The following is a 19,725-nucleotide window of genomic DNA, read 5'->3' on the forward strand; positions in this document are numbered from 1 at the left end:
TTGTTGCCCACACCCTAGCGAGTCAGATAGGCCCCCGGGCAGGGGCCGCGTGGGGGGGTGGAGAGCCGGATCGGTCAGGCTTCGCCGCGGCGCAGGGGCTTGTCCCGTGGCTGCACCACCACGGTGAGGTCGTCGACCTCGATCACGTCCACCTCGACACCGTCGGGGATCGCGTCGCCGTCGTAGCTGCGCGCCGTCCACGTTTCCCCGTTCACGGTCACCTCGCCACCGGACGCGGTGACCTCACCCGTCGTGCGGCCGACACCGCCCAGCAACTGCTGGAAGGTGCTGCGATACCCGGGGCCGCGATGCAGCCGCTTGAGCACCTGCGGACGCAAGAAGCCCAGCAGCGCGACGGCCACGACGGCGGCCACCACGATCTGCACCCACACCAACGCCGGGAAGAACACTGCGACGCCCGCGCCAGCCAGCGCCCCGCCGGCCAGCATCAACAGCGTCATGTCCAAGGTGAGCATCTCTGAGACGGCCAGGCCACCGGCGGCGACCAGCCACAGCGTCCAGATGTTCTGCTGCACCCACTCCCACATGTGCGCCTACCCTTCCGTGGCGGCGCGTCGAGCCCGGGCCGACCAGCGTCCGTCCTCCTGGCTCACCTGGAGGGGAAGGTCGAACGCATCGCTGAGCAGCGTGTCGGTCAACACCTCACCGATCGGCCCGGCGGCCACGACGCGGCCCTCCTTGAGCAGCAGGGCATGCGTCATGCCCGTGGGGATCTCCTCCAAGTGGTGGGTGACCAGCACCGTGGCGGGCGCGTAAGGGTCGGCGATGAGTTCACCCAGCGTCTCCACCAGCGACTCCCGGCCCGCCAGATCCAGGCCCGCGGCCGGCTCATCCAGGAGCAGTAGTTCGGGATCGGTCATGAGCGCCCGCGCGATCTGGACCCGCTTGCGTTCGCCTTCGCTCAGCGTCCCGAACGTGCGCTTGCCCAGGCGTTCGATGCGCAACTGGCGCATGAGCTCACCAGCCCGGGCGAAATCGGTGGGGTCGTAGTGCTCCCGCCACCGGCCCACGACCGCATACCCGGCAGACACGATGACGTTGCCGACCGACTCCGAGCGAGGGATCCGCTCTGCCAAAGCCGCTGACGTGACACCGATCCGCGGACGCAGTTCGAACACGTCCACCGCGCCTAGCACCTCATCGAGGATCATGGCCTTGCCCGAGGTGGGGTGCACGTTGGCCGAGACCACCTGCAGCAGCGTCGTCTTTCCGGCACCGTTGGGGCCGACAATCACCCAGCGGTCAGTTTCATCGATGACCCAGTTCACCCGATCCAGGAGCGTGGCCTTGCCACGGACGACGGTGACGTCTTCGAGTTCAACAACCGGTGCCATGCCTTCAACCTACCGGGCGCAAGCCGTGCGCAGGAGGTTCACGCGCCCGTCGAGTGCAGCCCACCGTCGACGTGGACCATCTCCCCGGTCGTCGCCGGGAACCAGTCCGAGAGCAACGCCACGACCGCCTTCGCGGTGGGGGTCGCGTCGGAAGCGTCCCAGCCCAGCGGGGCCCGCTCAGCCCAGATGTCGTTGAAGGAATGCGAGCCGGGAATGGCCTTCTTCGCGACGGTGTCCACCGGGCCCGCCGCAACGATGTTGGAGCGCACACCCTCGGGGCCCAGGTAGCGAGCCAGGTAGCGCGACGCCGATTCCAGGGCCGCCTTCGAGACGCCCATCCAGTCGTAGGCAGGCCAGCTCACGCGCGCGTCGAAGGTGAGGCCCACCACCGAGGCGGTCTCCCCGAACAAGGGCTTGCACGCCATCGTCAGGGACACCAGCGAGTACGCCGACACGTGCACGGACGTGGACACGTCCTCGAAGGGCGTCTGCAAGAAGGCACCGCCCAAGGCGGTCTCCGGGTTCGCGAACGCGATGGAGTGGACGACGCCGTCGAGCCGCTCCACGCCCAGGTCGCGCAGCACGTCGGCGAGCGCGTCGAGGTGCTCCTGCGACGTGACGTCCAGTTCGATGACGTCGGGGGACGGTTCGAGCCGCTTCACGACGCGGTGGGTCAGGCTCAGTGCACGCCCAAAGTTCGACACGAGGACCCTCGCGCCTTCCTGCTGCGCGATCTCCGCGACCTTGTAGGCGATCGAGGAGGTCATGGTGACACCGGTGACCAGGATCGTCTTGCCGTCAAGGATTCCCATGGTTGCGCTCTTCTTTCGTGTGATGCGTAGGTGAGGTGAGTGGGGCCTCAGTGGCCCATGCCGAGGCCGCCGTCAACCGGGAGGACGGCGCCGCTGATGTAACCTGCAGCGTCCGAGGCCAGGAACACCACCGCGGAGGCGACCTCCTCAGGCAGGCCCAGGCGTCCGGCGGGGATGGCCGCACGATAACCGGCCACGGTGGCCTCAGGAAGCTCGGCGGTCATGCGGGTTTCGATGAAGCCGGGGGCGACGACGTTCGCGGTGATGTGACGCGCCCCCAGTTCGCGGGTCAGCGAGCGGGCCATGCCGACCAGGCCGGACTTGGTGGCGGCGTAGTTGACCTGCCCTGGGGAGCCGTACAGGCCGACCACCGAGCCGATGAAGATCATCCGCCCCCAGCGGGCCCGCAGCATCGCCTTGGAGGCGCGCTTGGCGACGTTGAACGCGCCCTTGAGGTTGACGTCGACGACCGCGTCAAAGTCGGCCTCGCTCATCCGCATCAGCAAGGTGTCCTTCGTGATGCCCGCGTTGGCGACGACCACCTCGACGGGGCCATGCGCCTCCTCGGCTTGCGCGAAAGCGGCGTCGACCGAAGCCGGGTCGGTCACGTCGCAGGCGATACCGAGCGCCCCCTGGGGGGCCTCGCCACTCGTGCTTGCCGCGGCGACCCGATGCCCTTGGGCCAGGAACGCCTCGACGATCGCCGCGCCGATGCCGCGTGCGCCGCCGGTGACCAGAATGCTGCGTGGTTGCTCCTTCACCCGCACACCGTATCGTGCGGGTTCGCGGGCCGGGTTACGCTGAGAACATGGCTGGACGTGGGGCGGAGGATCGCCCGTCGGTGATCACCGACGCGCGCATCGGCAGGACGCTTTCCACCGAGCAGCGGATGCGCCGCTACCTGATCACCATGGGGTTTCGCGTGGTGGCCTTCTTCGCCGCCGTGCTGAGCCCGGCCCCCTACAACATCGCCTTGTTCATCGCTGCGGCGCTCCTGCCGGGGCTGGCCGTCCTGCTGGGCAACGCCGCCGACAACCATGCCGCCCCCGTCGCGCGGCCGATCGACGTCGCACCGCTGCCCGAACTGACCGGGCGCGACGTCATTCCCGGGGACGTCGCAGAAAGTGATGCCGCATGAAGCGCATGTGGTTGCGTTGGGTACTCATGGGGTTGTTCGTCGTCGCCTTGGGCTTCACGTTCGTCAGCCTCGGGCAGTGGCAACTGGACCGGCTCGATCAGCGCCGCGATCGCAACGCCAACGTCGTCACTCACGAGCAGGCCCCCGTGGTGACCTTCGAGGACGCGTTCTCCCACGTCATCACCGAGCAAGACCAGTGGCAGCGCGTGGAGGTCCGCGGAACGTTCCTGCCCGAGCCTCAACTGCAGGCCCGCTACCGCTCCCACAACGACGAGACCGGATGGGAACTCGTCACTCCCCTGGTGACCACCGGCGGGCAGGTCGTGTTGGTGGATCGCGGTTTCGTGGTGCGTCCGGCCTCAGAGGATTTCCCGAAGGTCTTCCCCGCGCCTCCCAGTGGGGAGGTGCACCTGGTGGGCTATGTGCGCCGCAACGAGCAGGGCAGCACCACGGCCATGACCCCCACCGAAAACACGGTGCGCCTCATCAACTCCGACGCCATCGCCGCGTGGCTTGGCCGTCCCTTGGTGAACGGCTACCTCAGCCTGATCTCCGTCGATCCGCCCCAAAGCGACGGCCTCATTCCCCTCACGCCTCCCGAACTGACCGAAGGTCCTCACCTGTCGTATGCGATGCAATGGTTCGCTTTTGCGGCGATCGCCGGGTTCGGGCTCGTCGTCTTGATCCGCAACGACGTCCGCGACCGGAAGAAGGCTCGGGCCAAGGCCGCCGCGTCCGCATCCAGCGGCCCCGCCGCCGATCCCCCGCAGGATCCGATCGAGGCGGACGCCTCCCCCACTCCCCCCACCACGCACCCAGACGCCTAGGAGGCACCTCATGGATCTCGCACTGGCCGGAAAGGTCTTCGTCGTCACCGCCGCCTCCGGTGGCCTCGGTCGGGCCACCGCCGAGCACCTGGTCACCGAAGGCGCCAAGGTCGTGCTCGTAGCGCGACGCCCCGAGCAGCTTGAGGACGCCGTCGCGGCGCTCGGCACGGACGCTGCCGTCGGTCTGGCCCGCGATCTCACCGAACCATCGACGGCGGCCGAGGCCTGCGCCCTGGCTGTGGAAACCTGGGATCGTCTCGACGGCGCCATGATCAGCGTGGGCGGACCGGCCAAGGGCGGGGTGCTGACCACCCCGGACGCCACGTTTGCGGCGGCCTTCGATGGCGTCGTCCTCTCCGCGTTGCGCACCGCACGAGCCGTCGTCTCGGCAGCGCCGGGGCCCGTGAGCCTCGGTTTCGTCTTGTCGACGTCGGCCAAGGAGCCGCTCGCTGACATGGCCCCCTCGAACGTCACCCGCCCCGGTCTGGCGATGCTCATCCGCGAAATGGCCGATGAGTTCGGCGCCTCCGGCTCCCGCGTATTCGGGCTGATGCCCGGCACCATCCAAACCGATCGGATCAACTGGCTGGCCGCCCAAACCCCCGACGCCGAGGCCGCCATCACCGCGATGGGGCAGGCCGCCCCGATGGGCCGCGTCGGTCAGCCCGCCGAGTTCGGCCGGGTCGCCGCGTTCCTGCTCTCGCCTGCGGCCTCCTACGTCACGGGCTGTGTCGTGCCCGTCGACGGCGGCCGGCTTCGCGGGCTGTGATGCGGCCGTGACCCTGGCAGCGGCCACCGGCCTGCTGGCCTGCCCGCGGTGCGCTGAGCCGCTGGCGGTGGAATCCGCTGGGGCGACCTGCCCCCACGGTCACCGCTTCGACACCGCGCGGCAGGGCTACCTCAACCTGCTGGGCGGGCCACAGCCCGCCAATGCCGACACCGCCGACATGGTGGCGGCGCGGACCCGCGTCCTGGCCAGCGGCGCCTTCGACCCCCTCGACGAGGCCTTGGCCCGCCGCATCGACGATGGGGCCACGGTGGCCGACGTCGGCGGCGGCACCGGCCACCATCTGGCGCGCCTCCTCGACGCCCACCCCGCCTCGCGTGGGGTCAGCCTCGACGTCTCCGTCCCCGCCGCCAAGCGCGCCGGACGCGCCCACCCCCGGGCCGCCGCCGTCGTCGCCGACGCCTGGGGGACGCTGCCGTTACGCTCGGGCCGCTTCGACGCGGTCACGTGCATCTTCGCGCCCCGCAACATCGCGGAGTTCGCTCGCATCCTGCGCCCCGCCGGGTTGTTGCTGGTCGTCACCCCGGATCCTGAACACCTCACGTCCCTGCGCTCGCGGGAGGGCCTGCTCGAGATTGAGGCGGGCAAAGAGGACCGCCTGCTGCGGAGCGTTTCAGGATGGTTCGACGCCGTGGCCCGGCATCGCGTTCACGCGCCGATCGACGCGGACGCCTCGCTGGCCCACGATCTCATCGCGATGGGTCCCAACGCCTTCCATGGCGAGCACCGCACCGTCGCACCGTTGGTCACCGAGGTGGCCGTCAGCGTGTGGGTGTTGCGACATCCGGTGCCGGGCGCGACGCACCCCTGAGATGAACCTGGCGTTTTTCCTGCGGGCGAGTAGGTTTCCCCCCAAGCGTTGACCGCTCGAAAGGACCCAGCATGGCCACCCCACCGATGCGTGCTGTGTGGCAGCGCGCTCACGAAGATCTCGATACGGCGCTGCGCGAAGACCCGGCTGCGGTCAACAAGCTGGAGATCGCCCTGCTCTATCCGGGCGTCCACGCTATCTGGGCTTACCGTGTCGCGCACTGGCTGTGGACGAGGCGTCCGACCTCGCGTCCGCTGGCCCGGTTGATCTCGCAGGTCGCCCGTTTCATGACCGGCGTCGAGATTCACCCCGGGGCTGTTATTGGACGCCGGTTCTTCATCGATCACGGCATGGGCATCGTCATCGGCGAAACGGCTGAGATCGGCGACGACGTGTTGATGTATCACCAGGTGACGTTGGGTGGGCGCAGCCGTGGCCGCTTCAAGCGGCACCCCACCATTGGTGACGGCGTCTTGTTGGGTGCCGGGGCCAAGGTCATCGGCCCGATCACCGTGGGCGCAGGTTCCAAGGTGGGAGCCAATGCGCTCGTGGTCCACGATGTGCCACCGAACTCCGTCGTCACCGGCGTGGTCGCCAATACCCAATCGGATCCCGTCGCCTAGGCAGGCCATCATGAGCCCCCTGGATTTCACCCCATCGGAGCGCGGGTCGCTGGGCATCGAGTGGGAGGTGGCCCTCGTCGACTCCCAAACGCGCGCCCTCGCCTCGGGTGCCCCGGCCGTCTTGTCACGGCTGGGCGCCACCAAGGACGGCCCCCTGCGCGGGGAATACCTGACCTGCATGGTGGAACTCGTCACCGGCGTGCACAGCATCGTCGGTGCGGCGGTCGCCGAACTCCGCGCCGACCTGGACCGGCTGGCGTCAGCGGCGGACGCGGAAGGCCTGGCCGTCTACGCGGCGGGCACCCACCCCTTCAGCCGGGCCGCTGACGTGCAGGTGGAGCGAGGCCCCAGCTATGACACCGTCGCCGAGCAGAATGCCTGGTGGGCGCGTCGCATGTTGATCTGCGGCACCCACCTCCACGTCGGGGTTCCCGATCGCGAGTTGACCATGCCGCTAGTTCACGGGCTCGCTCAGCTCTCGCCGCTGCTGCTGGCGCTGACGGCATCCAGCCCGTTCTTCGAGGCGGAAGACACGGGGTTTGACTCGCAGCGCACCATGCTGTTCCAGCAGTTGCCCACCAACGGGCTTCCCCCCGATCTTCACGACTGGACGGCCTTCGAGGCCTATTACGACCAGATCGCCGCAGCGAAGATGGTGTCGGGCCCCTCGGAGATCCGGTGGGATGTCCGCCCTGCGCCCAAGTTCGGCACGGTCGAACTGCGCGTCACCGACGCGTCCCCCACCCTGACCGAGATCGGTTGCCTCGCCGCGTGGGCACAATGCCTCACGGAGTACATCATCGACGGGGAACTGTCCGGGGCGCCGCTCCCTTCCCTTGCGCCCTGGTTCGTGCGGGAGAACAAGTGGCGCGCCGCCCGTTACGGTCTGGCCGCCGACCTCATCACGACCGACGGCTCCCTCCCGATGCGGGAAGCCGTGGCACAGTGGCATACACGGCTTGCACCGTACGCCGACCGGTGGGGCTGCCGCTCCGCATTGGATCGGGCGCTGGTGTTGTGCGCCGAAGGCAACAGCGCCGAGCGTCAACGCGCCATCGCCGCCGACGCCGACCTGCTCACCGTCGTTGACGCGGTGTGCGCCGAGACGAAGGAGGCCCTATGAAACCGTTCCTGCACATATCGGTCCGCGACCACGATGGCGCGGCCGAGGCGGAGTTCTTGACCTTGCTGGCGCTCACCGGGCTCCCCAGCGACAAACTCGTTCAGGTTCGCGCCGAGCAGGCGCCCCTGCCCCTCATCGATCCCGACGACTTTACGGGCGTCATCATCGGCGGCGGGCAGTTCAACGCGTCCGATGAGGTCAAGAGCGCGACCCAGCTCCGGGTCGAGACCGATCTGGGTCATCTCGTGGACGCCTCCTTGGCGGGTGGGGTGCCGTTGCTGGGGTTGTGCTACGGCCTGGGCGTGGTGACCTCTCACCTGGGCGGGGTGGTGGATCGCCGCTACGGGGAGGGCGCGGGTGCCGTTGCCGTGACGCTCACCGAGGCGGGGCTGGCCGACCCGCTCTTCGAAGGCCTCTCCCCCAGCTTCCGGGCGTTCACCGGCCACAAGGAGGCCTGCTCGGTGCTCCCTGAAGGGGCCGTGGTGCTCGCGTCCGGGACGGCCTGCCCGGTGCAGGCCTTTCGGGTCGGTGAGAGCGTGTACGTGACGCAGTTCCACCCCGAACTCGACGCGGAACGCCTGATTGCCCGCATGGGGATCTACGCCGATGCCGGCTACTTCGATCCCGACGATTTCGACGCCCTGTCGGCGTCCGCGCGCGCCGCCGACGTGGGCGACCAACCGGCGCTGATCCTGGCGAACTTTGTGGCGCGCTTCGCTCAGCCGTGAGCCGACCCGGGTGTCAGCTCTGAGCGTCGCGGGCGATCTGCTCGTGGTGGCGGACCACCTCGGTGACGATGAACGCGAGCAGCTTCTGCGCGAACTCGGGATCCAGTCCGGCCTCGTCCGCGAGCCGCCGCAGCCGCTCGATCTGCTGCTGCTCACGCGCCGGATCCGCGGCGGGCAGGCCGGTAGCGGCCTTGAGGTGCCCGACGCGCTGGGTGATCTTGAACCGCTCGGCCAGCAGGCAGATGACGGCCCGATCGAGGTTGTCGATACTGGCACGCAGTTCCGTGAGCTCAGCAGGCACCTGGGTCATACCCCACACCCTAGCGGCGGCCTGCCGCGCCCCCAGGCACAATGGTGGGTGTGAGCGACGCCGCGTCGGGGACGCTGTGGGCGGTGATGAATCCCGCCGCCCGAGGGTATGCCGTCATGCGGCGCGTCTTGGAAACGGCCTGTCGCGATGCGGGGCTCCCCGCGCCGGTCATCGCCACCACCACCCCGGAGGCCGACGGCTATCCCCAGGTGCATGAAGCCGTCGCGCAGGGGGCTCGCGCCGTCGTGGTCGCGGGCGGCGACGGCACCCTGCGGGAAGCGGCCCGAGCCTTAGCGGGGACGGGCGTCGAACTCGGCATCCTGCCCATCGGGACGGCCAACCTCTTCGCCTACAATCTTCGGCTGCGAACCCGCAAGCCGCTGCTGGCAGTCGATCGAGCCCTCTTTGCGCCAGCCCGCAGCGTGGACATCGGCTGGGCGAGTTGGCGCGTCCTCGACGAGCGGGGCCACGTCGGGGAGCCGACACCCGAGATGCCTTTCCTCGTCATGGCCGGGCTGGGTCATGACGCCGCGACGGTGGGCGCCACCAGCCCACGGCTCAAGCAACGGCTGGGGTGGCTGTCGTACCTGGCCAGCGGAACCCGGCACTTGTTCTCTCGTCCTCTGGCCATGCGCGTCTCCCTCAACAACGCACCGGGGCGCCGCTTGACGACGTGGACGCTGCTGGTCGCCAACGCGGGCCATATCCCCGGCGGGATCGACGTGTTCCCCGACGCCGTCCTCGACGACGGACGCCTCGACGTCATGGAACTACCGCTGCGCCATCGCACCGAGTGGGGCCCCGTCGCGTTCGCGGGCCTCACCGGGCACCGGATCGACACGAGAGCCCTGCGCTACACCAAGGTCTCCACGTTGTGGGCGGTGCCGGATCACCCCACGCCCTTCCACCTCGACGGCGACGACGTAGGACCGGTCGTTGACCTGCGGATTCGCGTCCAGCACGCCGCCTTGCAGGTGCGTGTTCCGGCGGGTTCCTAGACTGGCGCCCGTGCCCTTGAACCTCGGCGTGCTCAACGCGCTGCTGCGCGGCCATACCGACCGCGATGAGGAGGCCGCCGTTTTGTCGCTGCTGCGCCAAGCGTCCGGCCCCGACTTCGATGAGGCACTCAGGAACGTGGACGCGGCCGAACTCTTCGCCAGCCTGGACGGCCGCCTCATCGGCCCCGATCATCGCACCGCCTTGCGCAACCTGATCCTGGAACGGCTGGATACCCTCTCGATCCCGGCGCTGGCCAACGTCGTCTACGGCTTGCAGGCCGGACACACCGACGGGGCCGACGCCGAGACCATCGCCGCGGTCTTCCAGGCGGTGGGCGGGGAACGACTCACCGAACTGAAGAACACCATCAACAACCGACCCGATCATCACGATCTGGAGGAGCTGATCTTCTCCGACATCGGCGACCCCGAGATCCGCGACGTCATCGTGGCCCACATCGAGGCCGAGGCCCGCGATGTGCACCCGGGAGAGGTGAAGGTTCTGTGTGACATCGACGACACCGTGGCCGCCGCGCTGCACGACCGCCGCTTCCCTCGCGGCACCGTCTACCCCGGCGTCTTGGCCGTCTTGGATGCGCTCGACCGGGGGCCCGATGACGAGGCTTACTCCCTGGGCGACCTGACGTTCGTCACCGCTCGCCCCGGTGACCTTTTCGGGCTGATCGAGAACCACACGCGCGCCACGCTGCGCCGCGCAGGCATCAAGCACCACAGCGTCCTGACCGGCACCTTCGCCGCCTTGGCCAGCCACGACCTGATGGCGGCCCGCAAGCTGAACAACATCGCCCACTATCGCCAACTCTTCCCCGAGTACCGGATGGTCTTCATCGGCGACTCCGGCCAAGGTGATGTCACCGTCGGAGAGCTCATTCAAGAACGCTTCGGCGACGTCGTGGACGCGGTGCTCATCCACGATGTCGTCGCGACCCCGCCCGACGTTCGCGCCGAACGGGCGGCCCGCGGCATCGTCACCTTCGACACCTATCTGGGTGCCGCGGTGGAACTGTGCGCGGCCGGGCTCGTGTCCGCGGCCGCCGTGACACGCGTCCACGATCAATCCGTCGAAGGCCTGGACGCCATCACGTGGGACTCCCCCGACCAGGAACGTCAGGCGCGTGCCCTGTTCGCGGCCGATACCCGACGCATGCACGACGTGCCGGCCTAGCGGTTCGCGGCCTCCAGGAAGGACACCACCAGCGGTTCGGCGTTCGTCGTCCCGCTGGAGCCATCCTCGGTGAACGCAGCCACCGCCAGGTCGCCTTGCGTCGCGATCATCCAGCCGTGATAGCGCACCGGCGACCCGTAACTGGCGGTGCCGGTCTTGGCACCCACGGCCTCCCCCGTGATCGTCGACAGCGCTGTATGCCCGCCTTCGGTGACGACGCTGCGCATCAACGACCGCAGCGCCCCGGCCTCCTCCTGCGTGAGGGGAACGGCGGGCGTCGCCGCCTGCTGTGAAGGCTCCGGCACCAGGATGGGGGTGACTGTGTGTCCGGCCGCGACGCTGGCCGCCACCGTCGCCATCCCCAGCGGGCTGGCCAGGACTTGCCCTTGGCCGATCATGGACGCCGCGTGGGCCGTCCCGTTCGCCTCAGCGGGCACCGTACCCAGGAAGCCAGGGATGACGAGGTTGGCCTTCGCCATCAGCCCCAGGCTGTCGGCCGCGGAGACGAGGGCGGCCTGGGGGATCGTGTCGCGGGCATTGATGAACGCACTGTTGCAGGAGTAGGCGAAGGCCGTGTGCAGGGGAACCTCGCCCAAGGCGGACCGGGGGTAACCCTGCCAGTTGTCGAACCGGTAGCCGTCCACGGTGACGCCGTCGGTGCACTGGACGGGAGTATCGGGCCCCAACCCTGCGCGCAGCAACGCAAGCGAGGACACCACCTTGAAAGTGGAGCCGGGCGCGTACTGGCCGAGCGTCGAGGTGGAGAACCCCTGGGAACCGGGACCGACGGCTGCGGTGAGGATCGCGCCGTCGGAGGGCCTGATCGCGACCAGGGCGCTGGCAGGACCAACACCGGCGAGGATGGACTCGGCGGCCCCCTGGAGGTGGGCATCGATCGTCGTCTGGACGTCGGCGCCGTCGAGGGGCTCCACCCGGAACAGTTCCGTGGCCCGGTTGTCGGCGTCGACGCGCTCGATGACGAAGCCCGTCAACCCGGCCAGCACGTGATTGCGCGCCTCCTGAAGACCGCCGCGGCCCGCCAGATCTCCCGAGCGGATCGTGCCGCCCGAGGCGTCCACCTGCTCGGCGGTGGCATCGCCGACGACGCCCAGCAGCGGACGCGCGAAACTGGACGTTCGACCCAGCGGGAAGGTCGTCGCGATGGCGCGGACGCCCGCGAAGTCGGTGGCTCGGCGGGCCAGCGCAGCCTCGGCGGGATCACCGCGCCGCAGGATCCGGGCCTCGATGAAGGCCTTGGGGCCCGCCCCCTGGACGCGAGCGGTCAAGCGCTCAGCATCGATTCCCATGAGGTCAGCCAGCGGACGTGCGCTGGCCACCGCGGACTCTGGCGTCGTCAAGGTCTTGTCGATCCCGACCCGGTAGGCGGACGTGTTGCCAGCCAGGATCTCCCCCTGTTGGCCGAGAATCGCGCCGCGGACCGCTGAGAGGCGGGTCGCTCGTAGCCGGTCCGTCGCCCCCAACGTGGGGGCCACCAGGGTGGGGGTGAACTCCGCAGCCCAGTCGGGCCCCTTCGTGCGATGCAACCGCAGCGCGGTGGTGTACTCCCAGGGATCCTTGCCCACGTGGATCTCCCAGCGCCACGTGAGGTCGGCTCCCAACGAGCCGTCGCTTTGCGAGGTGAGTGGTCCCACGCTCACGCTCGGCCGTAGGGAACCCATCCCGGCGTAGATCCGCGTCAGTTCCGCCTGCGCCCCGGGCGTGACGAACCAGGAATCCTCCAGCGTCCCCGACGCCAAACCGGCAGCGATCGCGTCGGCCTGTTCGTGGGCTCGCTCACCGGGCAGGTAGGCGAACCACCACACCAGCCCGCCGGTCACCGCCAGCAAAACGGCAGCCAACGCCAGCGCGAGCCCGCGTTTCATGGCTAGGCGTGGACGACGATCTCGACGCGCTGGAACTCCTTGACCTCGGTGTAGCCGGTCGTGCTCATCGCCTTACGAAGGGCGCCGACGAGGTTCATGGTGCCGTCCGGGACGTGCGAGGGGCCCTCGACGACCGCCGCCAAGCTCCCGACACGGCCCACGCGAACGCGCTCGCCGCGCGGCAGACGCGGGTGCCAGGCCTCCGGACCCCAGTGCCAACCCTTGCCCGGCGCCTCGTCGGCCCGGGCCAGCGGCGTGGACACCATGCAGGCGTCCGCACCGCAGGCGATCGCCTTGGCCAGATCGCCGGAGCGCCCCAGCGCCCCATCGGCGATGACGTGGACGTAACGCCCGCCCGACTCGTCCATGTAGTCGCGCCGAGCGGCGGCCACATCGGCGATGGCTGAGGCCATCGGCACCTCGACGCCGAGCACATGGCGGGTCCGCCCCGTGGCCGCGCCCCCGAAACCGACCAGGACGCCCGCCGCACCCGTTCGCATCAGGTGCAAGGCCGCCTGGTAGGTGGCGCAGCCACCCACGATGACCGGAACGTCGAGCTTGCGGATGAACTCCTTCAGGTTGAGGGGCTCCTCAGACGTCGAGACGTGCTCGGCGGACACGGTGGTGCCGCGGATGACGAAGAAGTCGACACCGGAGGATTCCACCACCGAAGCGAACTCCTGGGCCCGCTGCGGGCTCAAGGCGCCCGCCACCGGCACGCCCGCATCGCGGATCTCCTGCATGCGCGCACGGATCAGCTCGGGCTGGATCGGCGCGGAGTACATCTCCTGCATCCGCTGCGTCGCGGCCCCGGCGTCACTGATCTCGGCGAGTTCGTCCAGCAGCGGCTGCGGGTCGGCGTACCGCGTCCACAGGCCCTCCAGGTTGAGGACGCCCAGGCCACCCAGCTTGCCGAACTCGATCGCCGTCGCCGGGGACATGACCGAATCCATGGGGGCCGCCACGATCGGGAAGTCGAACGTGAGCGCGTCGATCGTCCACGTGAGCTTCACGTCTTCGGGGGTGCGGGTCCGCCGCGTCGGGACGATGGCAATGTCGTCGAAGCCGTACACCTGCGTGGCGCGCTTGGCGCGTCCGATCTCAATCATGTCGCTCACTTAGCTGAATAGTTGGGGGCTTCGACGGTCATCTGGATGTCGTGCGGATGGGACTCGCGCAGACCGGCGGAGGTGATCCGCACGAACCGGCCGCGTTCCTGCAGTTCCGGCACCGTACGGGCACCGGAGTAGAACATCGACTGACGTAGCCCGCCGATGAGCTGGTAGGCCACCGCGGCGAGCGGGCCCCGGTAGGCGACCTGCCCCTCGATGCCCTCGGGGATGAACTTGTCGTCGGTGGTGGCCGACGCCTGGAAGTAGCGGTCCGAGGCGAAGCTCCCGCCCTTGCCTCGGGCCTTCATGGCCCCCAGGCTGCCCATCCCCCGGTAACTCTTGAACTGCTTGCCGTTGATGAAGACCAGTTCGCCGGGGCTCTCCTCGCAGCCCGCCAGCAGCGAGCCGAGCATGACCGCGTTGGCGCCCGCCACGAGCGCCTTGGCGATGTCGCCGGAGTACTGCAGGCCGCCGTCCCCGATCACCGGGACCCCGGCTGGTTTGGCCGCGCGGGCTGCGTCGTAGATCGCCGTGACCTGCGGGACGCCGACCCCGGCCACGACGCGCGTCGTGCAGATGGAGCCCGGGCCGATACCGACCTTCACGGCGTCCCCGCCGGCCTCCACGATGGCCTTGGCGCCCTCATAGGTCGCGACATTGCCGCCGATGACGTCGACGTGCGCAGCGCGCGGCTCGGCCTTCAGGCGACGGATCAGGTCCATCTCGGAACGGCTGTGCCCATGAGCGGTGTCGGTGACGAGGGCGTCCACGCCCGCCTCCACCAACAACATGGCCCGCTCCCACGCCTCGCCGAACGTGCCGATCGCCGCCCCTACACGCAACCGGCCCTGGGGATCCTTCGTGGCCAACGGGTACTTGTCGGACTTCACATAGTCCTTCAGGGTGATCAGACCCCGCAGGATGCCGTCGCCATCGACCAACGGCAGCTTCTCGATCTTGTGCTGACCCAGCAGCTTCAGCGCATCGTCGGGCGAAATCCCCGGGTGCCCGGTGACCAGCGGCATGCGGGTCATCACCTCGCCGACCGGACGGTTCGGGTCGTCCTCGAACCGCATATCACGGTTGGTGATGATGCCGACCAGGCGCCCGCGATCATCGACGACAGGCAGACCCGAGACGCGATAGGTGCCGCACATCTCGTCGACTTCGCCGATCGTGGCGTCCACGGTGGTGGTGATGGGCTGATCGACCATCCCCGCCTCCGAACGCTTGACCCGGTCGACCTGACTGGCCTGCTCATCGGCGGTCATGTTGCGGTGCAGGATGCCCAAACCGCCCTGGCGCGCCATCGCGATGGCCATGCGCGACTCGGTGACAGTGTCCATCGCCGAACTCATCAGCGGGATGCGCAAGGCGATCCGCCTGCTGACCTGCGTGGTCGTGTCGACCTCGGCGGGAATGACGTCGCTCTCGTTGGGTTGAAGCAAGACATCGTCGAACGTGAGCCCGAGCGGTGCGAACGGAGCCGGGACCCCTGCCGCCGTCAGATCGTCCAAAGCCATGCCAACCCACTCTCCGTACGACGCTGGTGTGGAACGCAGTCTACGCGCCCCTCCCCCACGGGCGGCCCGATCAGCCGTGGGCGGACGCGGGCCCCGCGGCTTCCAGCAGGGCCGATTCCAGATCCGGGTAGCGATACGTGAACCCGACATCGAGCAGATGCTGGGGCACCGCGCGGGCGCTGGCCCACCACAACTCCTGGGACGCGTCGGCGCCGAACCGCGCCCGCATCACCCAGTCAGGGACAGGCAGCGGAACTCGGCGTCCCTGGACCCGCGCCCACGTCGACACGAACTCGGCCTCGGTGGTGTCGGTGGGCGCCACGATGTTCAGCGGGCCCTCGGTGCGATCCTCCAGCAGGAGGACAACGGCATTGACCCAATCGGTGAGGTGAATCCAGGGGATGTACTGGCGTCCGCTGCCGACGCGTCCACGCAGGCCGCGGTCGCGCCGAGCGAGATAACCGCGCCCCCGGGCGATGATCGCGGGGGTCCGCAGCAAGGCGGTGGGGACCGGCGAGTGGCGGGCTGCCGCCTCCCACATCCCGATGGCTTGGGACAAGAATCCTGAACCGGGCGGGGAGTCCCCCGTCACGGGGGCCGCCCCTGCGTCGGCGTAGAAGCGGGTCGACGACAAGGCAAGGAGGCGCTGACATCGCCCCTGCGGCTCCAGCATGCTCACGACGCTCAAGGTTCCCGTGGCCCGGGTGCTGAGCAGTTCTTCCTTGACCGCGGTCGTCCAGCGCCCTGTCATGGGGCTGCCGAACATGTTGATGACGGCGTCCACGTCGCTGAGACCAGGGTCGTCGATCAGCCCAGCCAGCGGATCCCAGTGACGACGCTCTACCCCATCGGGCGCCTCATGGGGGGAGCGCTCCAAGAGGACCACCTCGTCGCCACGCTTCATCAGCGCTGTGGCGAGTCCGCCGACCAGGTGAGGGGGTCCTTCGGTGACGGCGACACGCATGCGGGCGAGTGTAGACCGCCTCGTCAGGCTCCGTGCCACAAAACGGTCTGAAGCGCGTTCCACGTCAGGAACGCCATGGCGAAGCCCGCTACCCAGCCGCGTTGCCGAACGGTGAGGGGACCCAGGCCGAGCAGCGCCAGGCTCCAGGGCAGGTACCACGGGTGCATCGACTGCCCCAGGATCGCGACCGCAAGTGATCCCCAGCCCACCGCCGCAACGGGACGATCGCTGAAGCGCACCACCACCCAGCCCAGGACGCCCAGCACGGCGACATTTGAGCTGAAGCCCACCACAGCCCGGAATGCGCTCGGATCGGCGCCTGCCCACGCGATGAGGTCCCCGCCCCATCCCGACACCAGCGCGAAGGGGGCAGGCGTCCCCGCCGCGCCCATGAGGGTCAGCCATTCGGTCCAGCCGAACCCCTTCCCCGAGGCCACGCTCACGGTCACGAAGGTCGCCACCGCGATAGCGGTCACGATGACGGTGCGCCGCGCATAGGGCCACAGCCGGGCAGGCAGGGGCGTCGAGCGCAGTGTGGCAAGAAGCGGCAGGCCCGCCACCGCCAAGACCGTCAGGCCGCCCTGCTGCTTCAACGCCATCGACAGCCCGACCAGCATGGGGGCGAGCGCCCAGGTCAGTGCACGTGAACGCCACGGATCGCGGCACTGGATGCCGACAACGGTCACATAGATCGCGAGCACCGATACCCCGGCCATGAGGGCGTCGTTGTGCGCACCGCCGATGAAGTGGATCACCAGGACTGGGTTGAGCGCCCCCCACCACCACGCACGAGCGGTCGCGTCCGCGTCCTGGGGGGTGAGGAAACGGGCGATGCGAGGGGCACACGCGGCGATGAGGACGACTCCGACGAGGGCGGGGATCCGCATGGCCACGATGGACCAGTAGGCGTGGTTGCCGGTGGCCGCGACGACAGCCTGGTTGACGAGCAAGCTCACCGCCGGATAGGCGACCCCATGCCCGCGCCACAGAGGATCCACCGACGAGCCGAACGGCCCGAAAGCCGAGCCGAGGCCCTGACGGTAGACGGATCCACCCTGGTTCTCGATCCATCCCGAATCGGCATACAGCACCGCATCGCCCGACAGCACGGGCGGGCACAGCAGCAGCGGCAGGGCCCACAGCGTCGCCAGCAGCCAAGGGCGGGTCAGGGGCGTCCCCCCGGGACGCAGGCGCATCTGCCACCACACAGCGCACAGGGAGGCGACGCCGACCACGATCGCCACGCGGTTCCAGGGCAGCGGGAGGGAGTTACCGATGGCGTCTACTGCGGGCTCGAGCCATCCGTAGCGGTTGAAGGCGAACTCAGGATGGGCGGATCCCCACGCGACGAGCAGGCTCGCGGTGAACCCCACCGCGGCCGCGACACCGAAGCGGACGCCAGGACGCCGGTGTGATCCGTCTGCCACCTGCGACTCCTCCCACACTCGACGACGGGGCCCCAGCGTAGCGGGCACGCCTGCGCCCATCGCAGCCCTCCACGAGGGCTGTCCCCAGAGACAACTCAGGCCCCCGCGCCATGCGCGAGGGCCTGAGTATGAATCTCAGCCGGTGAGGGGCCGGATCAACGATCAGTGCTGATCGTCGTCCTCGTCCTCAGGCTTGTCGACGACAACCGTCTCGGTCGTCAGCAGCAAGGCCGCGATGGAGGCCGCGTTCGACAGCGCCGAACGGGTCACCTTGACGGGATCGATGACGCCGGCCTTGACCAGGTCCTCGTACTCGCCCGTCGCACCGTTGTAGCCGTGCCCCGGTGCCAGTTCCTGCACCTTGGAAACGACCACATACCCGGGCTCGCCACCGTTTTCGGCGATCCAGCGCAGCGGCTCGACGACGGCCTTCTTGACGATGAGCGACCCCGTCTTCTCGTCGGCGGTGTCACCCAGGCCGGACTCGATGCTGGAGGCAGCGTGCACGAGGGCGGAGCCGCCACCGGCGACGATGCCTTCCTCGATGGCCGCACGGGTCGCCGAGACGGCGTCCTCGATGCGGTGCTTCTTCTCCTTCATCTCGACCTCGGTCGCGGCACCCACCTTGATGACGCAGACGCCACCGGCCAGCTTCGCGACGCGCTCGGAGAGCTTCTCACGATCCCAGTCGGAGTCGGTGCGCTCGATCTCGGCACGCAACTGCTCAACGCGGCCCTTCACGTCGGCAGCCTGGCCCGCGCCGTCCACGATGGTCGTGTTGTCCTTGGTGACGACGACCTGGCGTGCCCGGCCCAGGACCTCGAGCCCGACCTGGTCGAGCTTGAGACCCAGTTCGGGGGAGACGACCTGCGCACCGGTGAGGATGGCGATGTCCTCCAGCATGGCCTTGCGGCGATCGCCGAACGCGGGGGCCTTGACGGCCACCGAGTTGAACGTGCCGCGAATCTTGTTCACCACGAGGGTGGACAGCGCCTCACCGTCGACGTCCTCAGCAATGATGACGAGCGTGCCGTTGGCGCCGATGACCTTCTCCAGCAGCGGCAGCAGGTCGTTCATCGAGCTGATCTTGCCGGAGTTGACCAGGATGTAGGGGTCGTCCAGGACGGCCTCCATGCGCTCCGGATCCGTCACGAAGTACGGGGACAGGTAGCCCTTGTCGAACTGCATGCCCTCGGTGAACTCAAGCTCGGTGCCGAAGGTGTTGGACTCGTCGACGGTGATGACGCCGTCCTTGCCCACCTTGTCGAACGCGCTGGCGATGAGTTCGCCGATCTCGGCGTCACGGCTGGAGATCGTGGCGATGCTGGCCATGTCGGCCGTCGTCTCGACCGGCTTGGCGACCTCGGCCAGGGCTGCGTCGATCGCGGCGACGCCCTTCTCGATGCCACGCTTCAGCTCGATCGGGTTCGCGCCGGCGGCCACGGAACGCAGCCCCTCGTGCACGAGGGCCTGCGCCAGCACGGTCGCGGTGGTGGTGCCATCACCGGCGACGTCGTTGGTCTTGGTGGCGACCTCCTTGGCCAACTGCGCGCCCAGGTTCTCGAAGGGGTCGGTGAGTTCGACCTCCTTGGCGACGGTCACACCGTCGTTGGTGATGGTGGGGGCGCCCCACTTCTTGTCGAGCACGACGTAGCGGCCCTTGGGCCCCAGCGTCACCTTCACAGTGTTGGCGAGGGCGTCGACGCCGCGCTCCAGGGCGCGCCGAGCCTCCTCGTCGAACTTCAAAGACTTACCCATGAATGTTCCTATCGATGGTTCGCGGTGGTCACTTGGTGACGACGGCGAGGATGTCGCGCGCGTTCAGCAGCAGGTACTCGGCGCCGTCGTACTTGACCTCGGTGCCGCCGTACTTGGAGAAGATGACGACGTCGCCCTCAGCGACATCGAGCGGGATGCGCTTGCCGGAGTCATCGACGCGGCCCGGGCCGACGGCGACGACCTTGCCCTCCTGGGGCTTTTCCTTGGCGGTGTCGGGGATGTAGAGACCCGATGCGGTGGTGGTCTCGGCCTCGAGGGGCTGGATCAGAATGCGGTCTTCGAGCGGCTTGATCGTGACGGCCACGATGGTGCCCTTTCTGCGTGTGGACCCCGGTGTCG

The 19,725-nt window shown here is 68.9% G+C and carries 21 protein-coding genes; 9 read left to right on the top strand and 12 right to left on the bottom strand.

Annotated elements, in window-relative coordinates; all coding sequences use genetic code 11:
* Nucleotides 1-74: 74 nt before the first annotated feature.
* The 4 genes from C1706_RS09885 to fabG are packed head-to-tail and all read right to left on the bottom strand — an operon-like array spanning nt 75 to nt 2,934.
* Nucleotides 75-548 carry an NfeD family protein gene (locus tag C1706_RS09885; protein ID WP_129459067.1) on the bottom strand — a complete coding sequence of 158 codons (474 nt, stop codon included), beginning with the start codon at nt 546-548 and terminating at the stop codon, nt 75-77.
* A gap of 6 nt (nt 549-554) precedes the next feature.
* Nucleotides 555-1,355, bottom strand: coding sequence for an ABC transporter ATP-binding protein (locus C1706_RS09890; protein WP_129459068.1), 801 nt, complete (start codon nt 1,353-1,355; stop codon nt 555-557).
* 38 nt (nt 1,356-1,393) lie between these two features.
* A complete protein-coding gene (gene fabI, locus C1706_RS09895; RefSeq protein WP_129459069.1) occupies nt 1,394-2,167 on the bottom strand; it encodes an enoyl-ACP reductase FabI in 774 nt (257 codons plus the stop codon).
* 47 nt (nt 2,168-2,214) lie between these two features.
* Nucleotides 2,215-2,934 (bottom strand): 3-oxoacyl-ACP reductase FabG, encoded by a 720-nt coding sequence (gene fabG, locus C1706_RS09900; protein ID WP_129459070.1) that lies wholly within the window; start codon nt 2,932-2,934, stop codon nt 2,215-2,217.
* Nucleotides 2,935-2,975: 41 nt separating this feature from the next.
* On the opposite strand from fabG, the gene C1706_RS09905 reads away from it, so the two are divergent.
* From C1706_RS09905 to C1706_RS09935, 7 genes are all read left to right on the top strand, one after another.
* Entirely contained in the window at nt 2,976-3,305 is a 330-nt protein-coding gene (locus tag C1706_RS09905) for a DUF3099 domain-containing protein (protein WP_129459071.1), read from the top strand.
* Nucleotides 3,302-4,132, top strand: a complete 831-nt coding sequence (locus tag C1706_RS09910; protein ID WP_129459072.1) for an SURF1 family cytochrome oxidase biogenesis protein — start codon at nt 3,302-3,304, stop codon at nt 4,130-4,132. The genes C1706_RS09905 and C1706_RS09910 overlap by 4 nt, the downstream gene beginning before the upstream one ends.
* Nucleotides 4,133-4,142: 10 nt before the next feature.
* Nucleotides 4,143-4,901, top strand: coding sequence for an SDR family NAD(P)-dependent oxidoreductase (locus tag C1706_RS09915; RefSeq protein ID WP_129459073.1), 759 nt, complete (start codon nt 4,143-4,145; stop codon nt 4,899-4,901).
* 7 nt (nt 4,902-4,908) lie between these two features.
* The gene (locus C1706_RS09920) at nt 4,909-5,730 is read left to right on the top strand and encodes a putative RNA methyltransferase (RefSeq protein WP_129459074.1); all 822 of its coding nucleotides are present in this window, start codon (nt 4,909-4,911) and stop codon (nt 5,728-5,730) included.
* A gap of 71 nt (nt 5,731-5,801) precedes the next feature.
* Entirely contained in the window at nt 5,802-6,353 is a 552-nt protein-coding gene (gene epsC, locus C1706_RS09925) for a serine O-acetyltransferase EpsC (RefSeq protein ID WP_129459075.1), read from the top strand.
* Nucleotides 6,354-6,363: 10 nt separating this feature from the next.
* Nucleotides 6,364-7,476: a carboxylate-amine ligase gene (locus C1706_RS09930; protein WP_164987510.1), complete on the top strand. Its 1,113-nt coding sequence runs from the start codon at nt 6,364-6,366 to the stop codon at nt 7,474-7,476.
* The gene (locus tag C1706_RS09935) at nt 7,473-8,204 is read left to right on the top strand and encodes a glutamine amidotransferase (protein ID WP_129459077.1); all 732 of its coding nucleotides are present in this window, start codon (nt 7,473-7,475) and stop codon (nt 8,202-8,204) included. The genes C1706_RS09930 and C1706_RS09935 overlap by 4 nt, the downstream gene beginning before the upstream one ends.
* A gap of 13 nt (nt 8,205-8,217) precedes the next feature.
* On the opposite strand, the gene C1706_RS09940 is transcribed toward C1706_RS09935, so the two are convergent.
* A complete protein-coding gene (locus tag C1706_RS09940; protein ID WP_129459078.1) occupies nt 8,218-8,514 on the bottom strand; it encodes a chorismate mutase in 297 nt (98 codons plus the stop codon).
* Nucleotides 8,515-8,564: 50 nt separating this feature from the next.
* On the opposite strand from C1706_RS09940, the gene C1706_RS09945 reads away from it, so the two are divergent.
* Nucleotides 8,565-9,512 carry a diacylglycerol/lipid kinase family protein gene (locus tag C1706_RS09945; RefSeq protein ID WP_164987511.1) on the top strand — a complete coding sequence of 316 codons (948 nt, stop codon included), beginning with the start codon at nt 8,565-8,567 and terminating at the stop codon, nt 9,510-9,512.
* Nucleotides 9,513-9,522: 10 nt separating this feature from the next.
* Nucleotides 9,523-10,698: a phosphatase domain-containing protein gene (locus C1706_RS09950; RefSeq protein ID WP_164987512.1), complete on the top strand. Its 1,176-nt coding sequence runs from the start codon at nt 9,523-9,525 to the stop codon at nt 10,696-10,698.
* Here the strand turns inward: C1706_RS09950 and C1706_RS09955 are convergent.
* The 7 genes from C1706_RS09955 to groES form a co-directional block, all read right to left on the bottom strand.
* Nucleotides 10,695-12,581: a penicillin-binding transpeptidase domain-containing protein gene (locus C1706_RS09955; RefSeq protein ID WP_129459081.1), complete on the bottom strand. Its 1,887-nt coding sequence runs from the start codon at nt 12,579-12,581 to the stop codon at nt 10,695-10,697. The genes C1706_RS09950 and C1706_RS09955 overlap by 4 nt on opposite strands.
* A 2-nt stretch (nt 12,582-12,583) precedes the next feature.
* A complete protein-coding gene (locus C1706_RS09960; protein WP_129459178.1) occupies nt 12,584-13,690 on the bottom strand; it encodes a GuaB3 family IMP dehydrogenase-related protein in 1,107 nt (368 codons plus the stop codon).
* Nucleotides 13,691-13,695: 5 nt separating this feature from the next.
* Nucleotides 13,696-15,216 (bottom strand): IMP dehydrogenase, encoded by a 1,521-nt coding sequence (gene guaB, locus C1706_RS09965; protein ID WP_129459082.1) that lies wholly within the window; start codon nt 15,214-15,216, stop codon nt 13,696-13,698.
* 70 nt (nt 15,217-15,286) lie between these two features.
* Nucleotides 15,287-16,180, bottom strand: coding sequence for a DUF1731 domain-containing protein (locus tag C1706_RS14015; protein WP_164987513.1), 894 nt, complete (start codon nt 16,178-16,180; stop codon nt 15,287-15,289).
* A gap of 23 nt (nt 16,181-16,203) precedes the next feature.
* On the bottom strand, nt 16,204-17,607 hold the full coding sequence (mptB, locus tag C1706_RS14020; protein ID WP_164987514.1) for a polyprenol phosphomannose-dependent alpha 1,6 mannosyltransferase MptB: 1,404 nt from the start codon (nt 17,605-17,607) through the stop codon (nt 16,204-16,206).
* A gap of 162 nt (nt 17,608-17,769) precedes the next feature.
* Complete coding sequence (groL, locus tag C1706_RS09975; protein ID WP_129459083.1) at nt 17,770-19,365, bottom strand: chaperonin GroEL; 1,596 nt, start codon at nt 19,363-19,365, stop codon at nt 17,770-17,772.
* A gap of 28 nt (nt 19,366-19,393) precedes the next feature.
* Nucleotides 19,394-19,690, bottom strand: coding sequence for a co-chaperone GroES (gene groES / locus C1706_RS09980; protein WP_129459084.1), 297 nt, complete (start codon nt 19,688-19,690; stop codon nt 19,394-19,396).
* Nucleotides 19,691-19,725 lie beyond the last annotated feature (35 nt).

It is taken from the genome of Propioniciclava flava (genome assembly GCF_004126535.1).
In the GTDB taxonomy this organism is placed as follows: domain Bacteria; phylum Actinomycetota; class Actinomycetes; order Propionibacteriales; family Propionibacteriaceae; genus Propioniciclava; species Propioniciclava flava.

What these genes read in the sequence shown, in the direction of transcription:
- C1706_RS09885 (WP_129459067.1), bottom strand. Translation starts at nt 548, where the DNA reads ATGTGGGAGTGGGTGCAGCAGAACATCTGGACGCTGTGGCTGGTCGCC.
- C1706_RS09905 (WP_129459071.1), top strand. Translation starts at nt 2,976, where the DNA reads ATGGCTGGACGTGGGGCGGAGGATCGCCCGTCGGTGATCACCGACGCG.
- C1706_RS09910 (WP_129459072.1), top strand. Translation starts at nt 3,302, where the DNA reads ATGAAGCGCATGTGGTTGCGTTGGGTACTCATGGGGTTGTTCGTCGTC.
- C1706_RS09890 (WP_129459068.1), bottom strand. Translation starts at nt 1,355, where the DNA reads ATGGCACCGGTTGTTGAACTCGAAGACGTCACCGTCGTCCGTGGCAAG.
- C1706_RS09935 (WP_129459077.1), top strand. Translation starts at nt 7,473, where the DNA reads ATGAAACCGTTCCTGCACATATCGGTCCGCGACCACGATGGCGCGGCC.
- C1706_RS09955 (WP_129459081.1), bottom strand. Translation starts at nt 12,581, where the DNA reads ATGAAACGCGGGCTCGCGCTGGCGTTGGCTGCCGTTTTGCTGGCGGTG.
- guaB (WP_129459082.1), bottom strand. Translation starts at nt 15,216, where the DNA reads ATGGCTTTGGACGATCTGACGGCGGCAGGGGTCCCGGCTCCGTTCGCA.
- C1706_RS09930 (WP_164987510.1), top strand. Translation starts at nt 6,364, where the DNA reads ATGAGCCCCCTGGATTTCACCCCATCGGAGCGCGGGTCGCTGGGCATC.
- groL (WP_129459083.1), bottom strand. Translation starts at nt 19,365, where the DNA reads ATGGGTAAGTCTTTGAAGTTCGACGAGGAGGCTCGGCGCGCCCTGGAG.
- epsC (WP_129459075.1), top strand. Translation starts at nt 5,802, where the DNA reads ATGGCCACCCCACCGATGCGTGCTGTGTGGCAGCGCGCTCACGAAGAT.
- C1706_RS09915 (WP_129459073.1), top strand. Translation starts at nt 4,143, where the DNA reads ATGGATCTCGCACTGGCCGGAAAGGTCTTCGTCGTCACCGCCGCCTCC.
- C1706_RS09960 (WP_129459178.1), bottom strand. Translation starts at nt 13,690, where the DNA reads ATGATTGAGATCGGACGCGCCAAGCGCGCCACGCAGGTGTACGGCTTC.
- fabI (WP_129459069.1), bottom strand. Translation starts at nt 2,167, where the DNA reads ATGGGAATCCTTGACGGCAAGACGATCCTGGTCACCGGTGTCACCATG.
- C1706_RS09940 (WP_129459078.1), bottom strand. Translation starts at nt 8,514, where the DNA reads ATGACCCAGGTGCCTGCTGAGCTCACGGAACTGCGTGCCAGTATCGAC.
- C1706_RS14015 (WP_164987513.1), bottom strand. Translation starts at nt 16,180, where the DNA reads ATGCGTGTCGCCGTCACCGAAGGACCCCCTCACCTGGTCGGCGGACTC.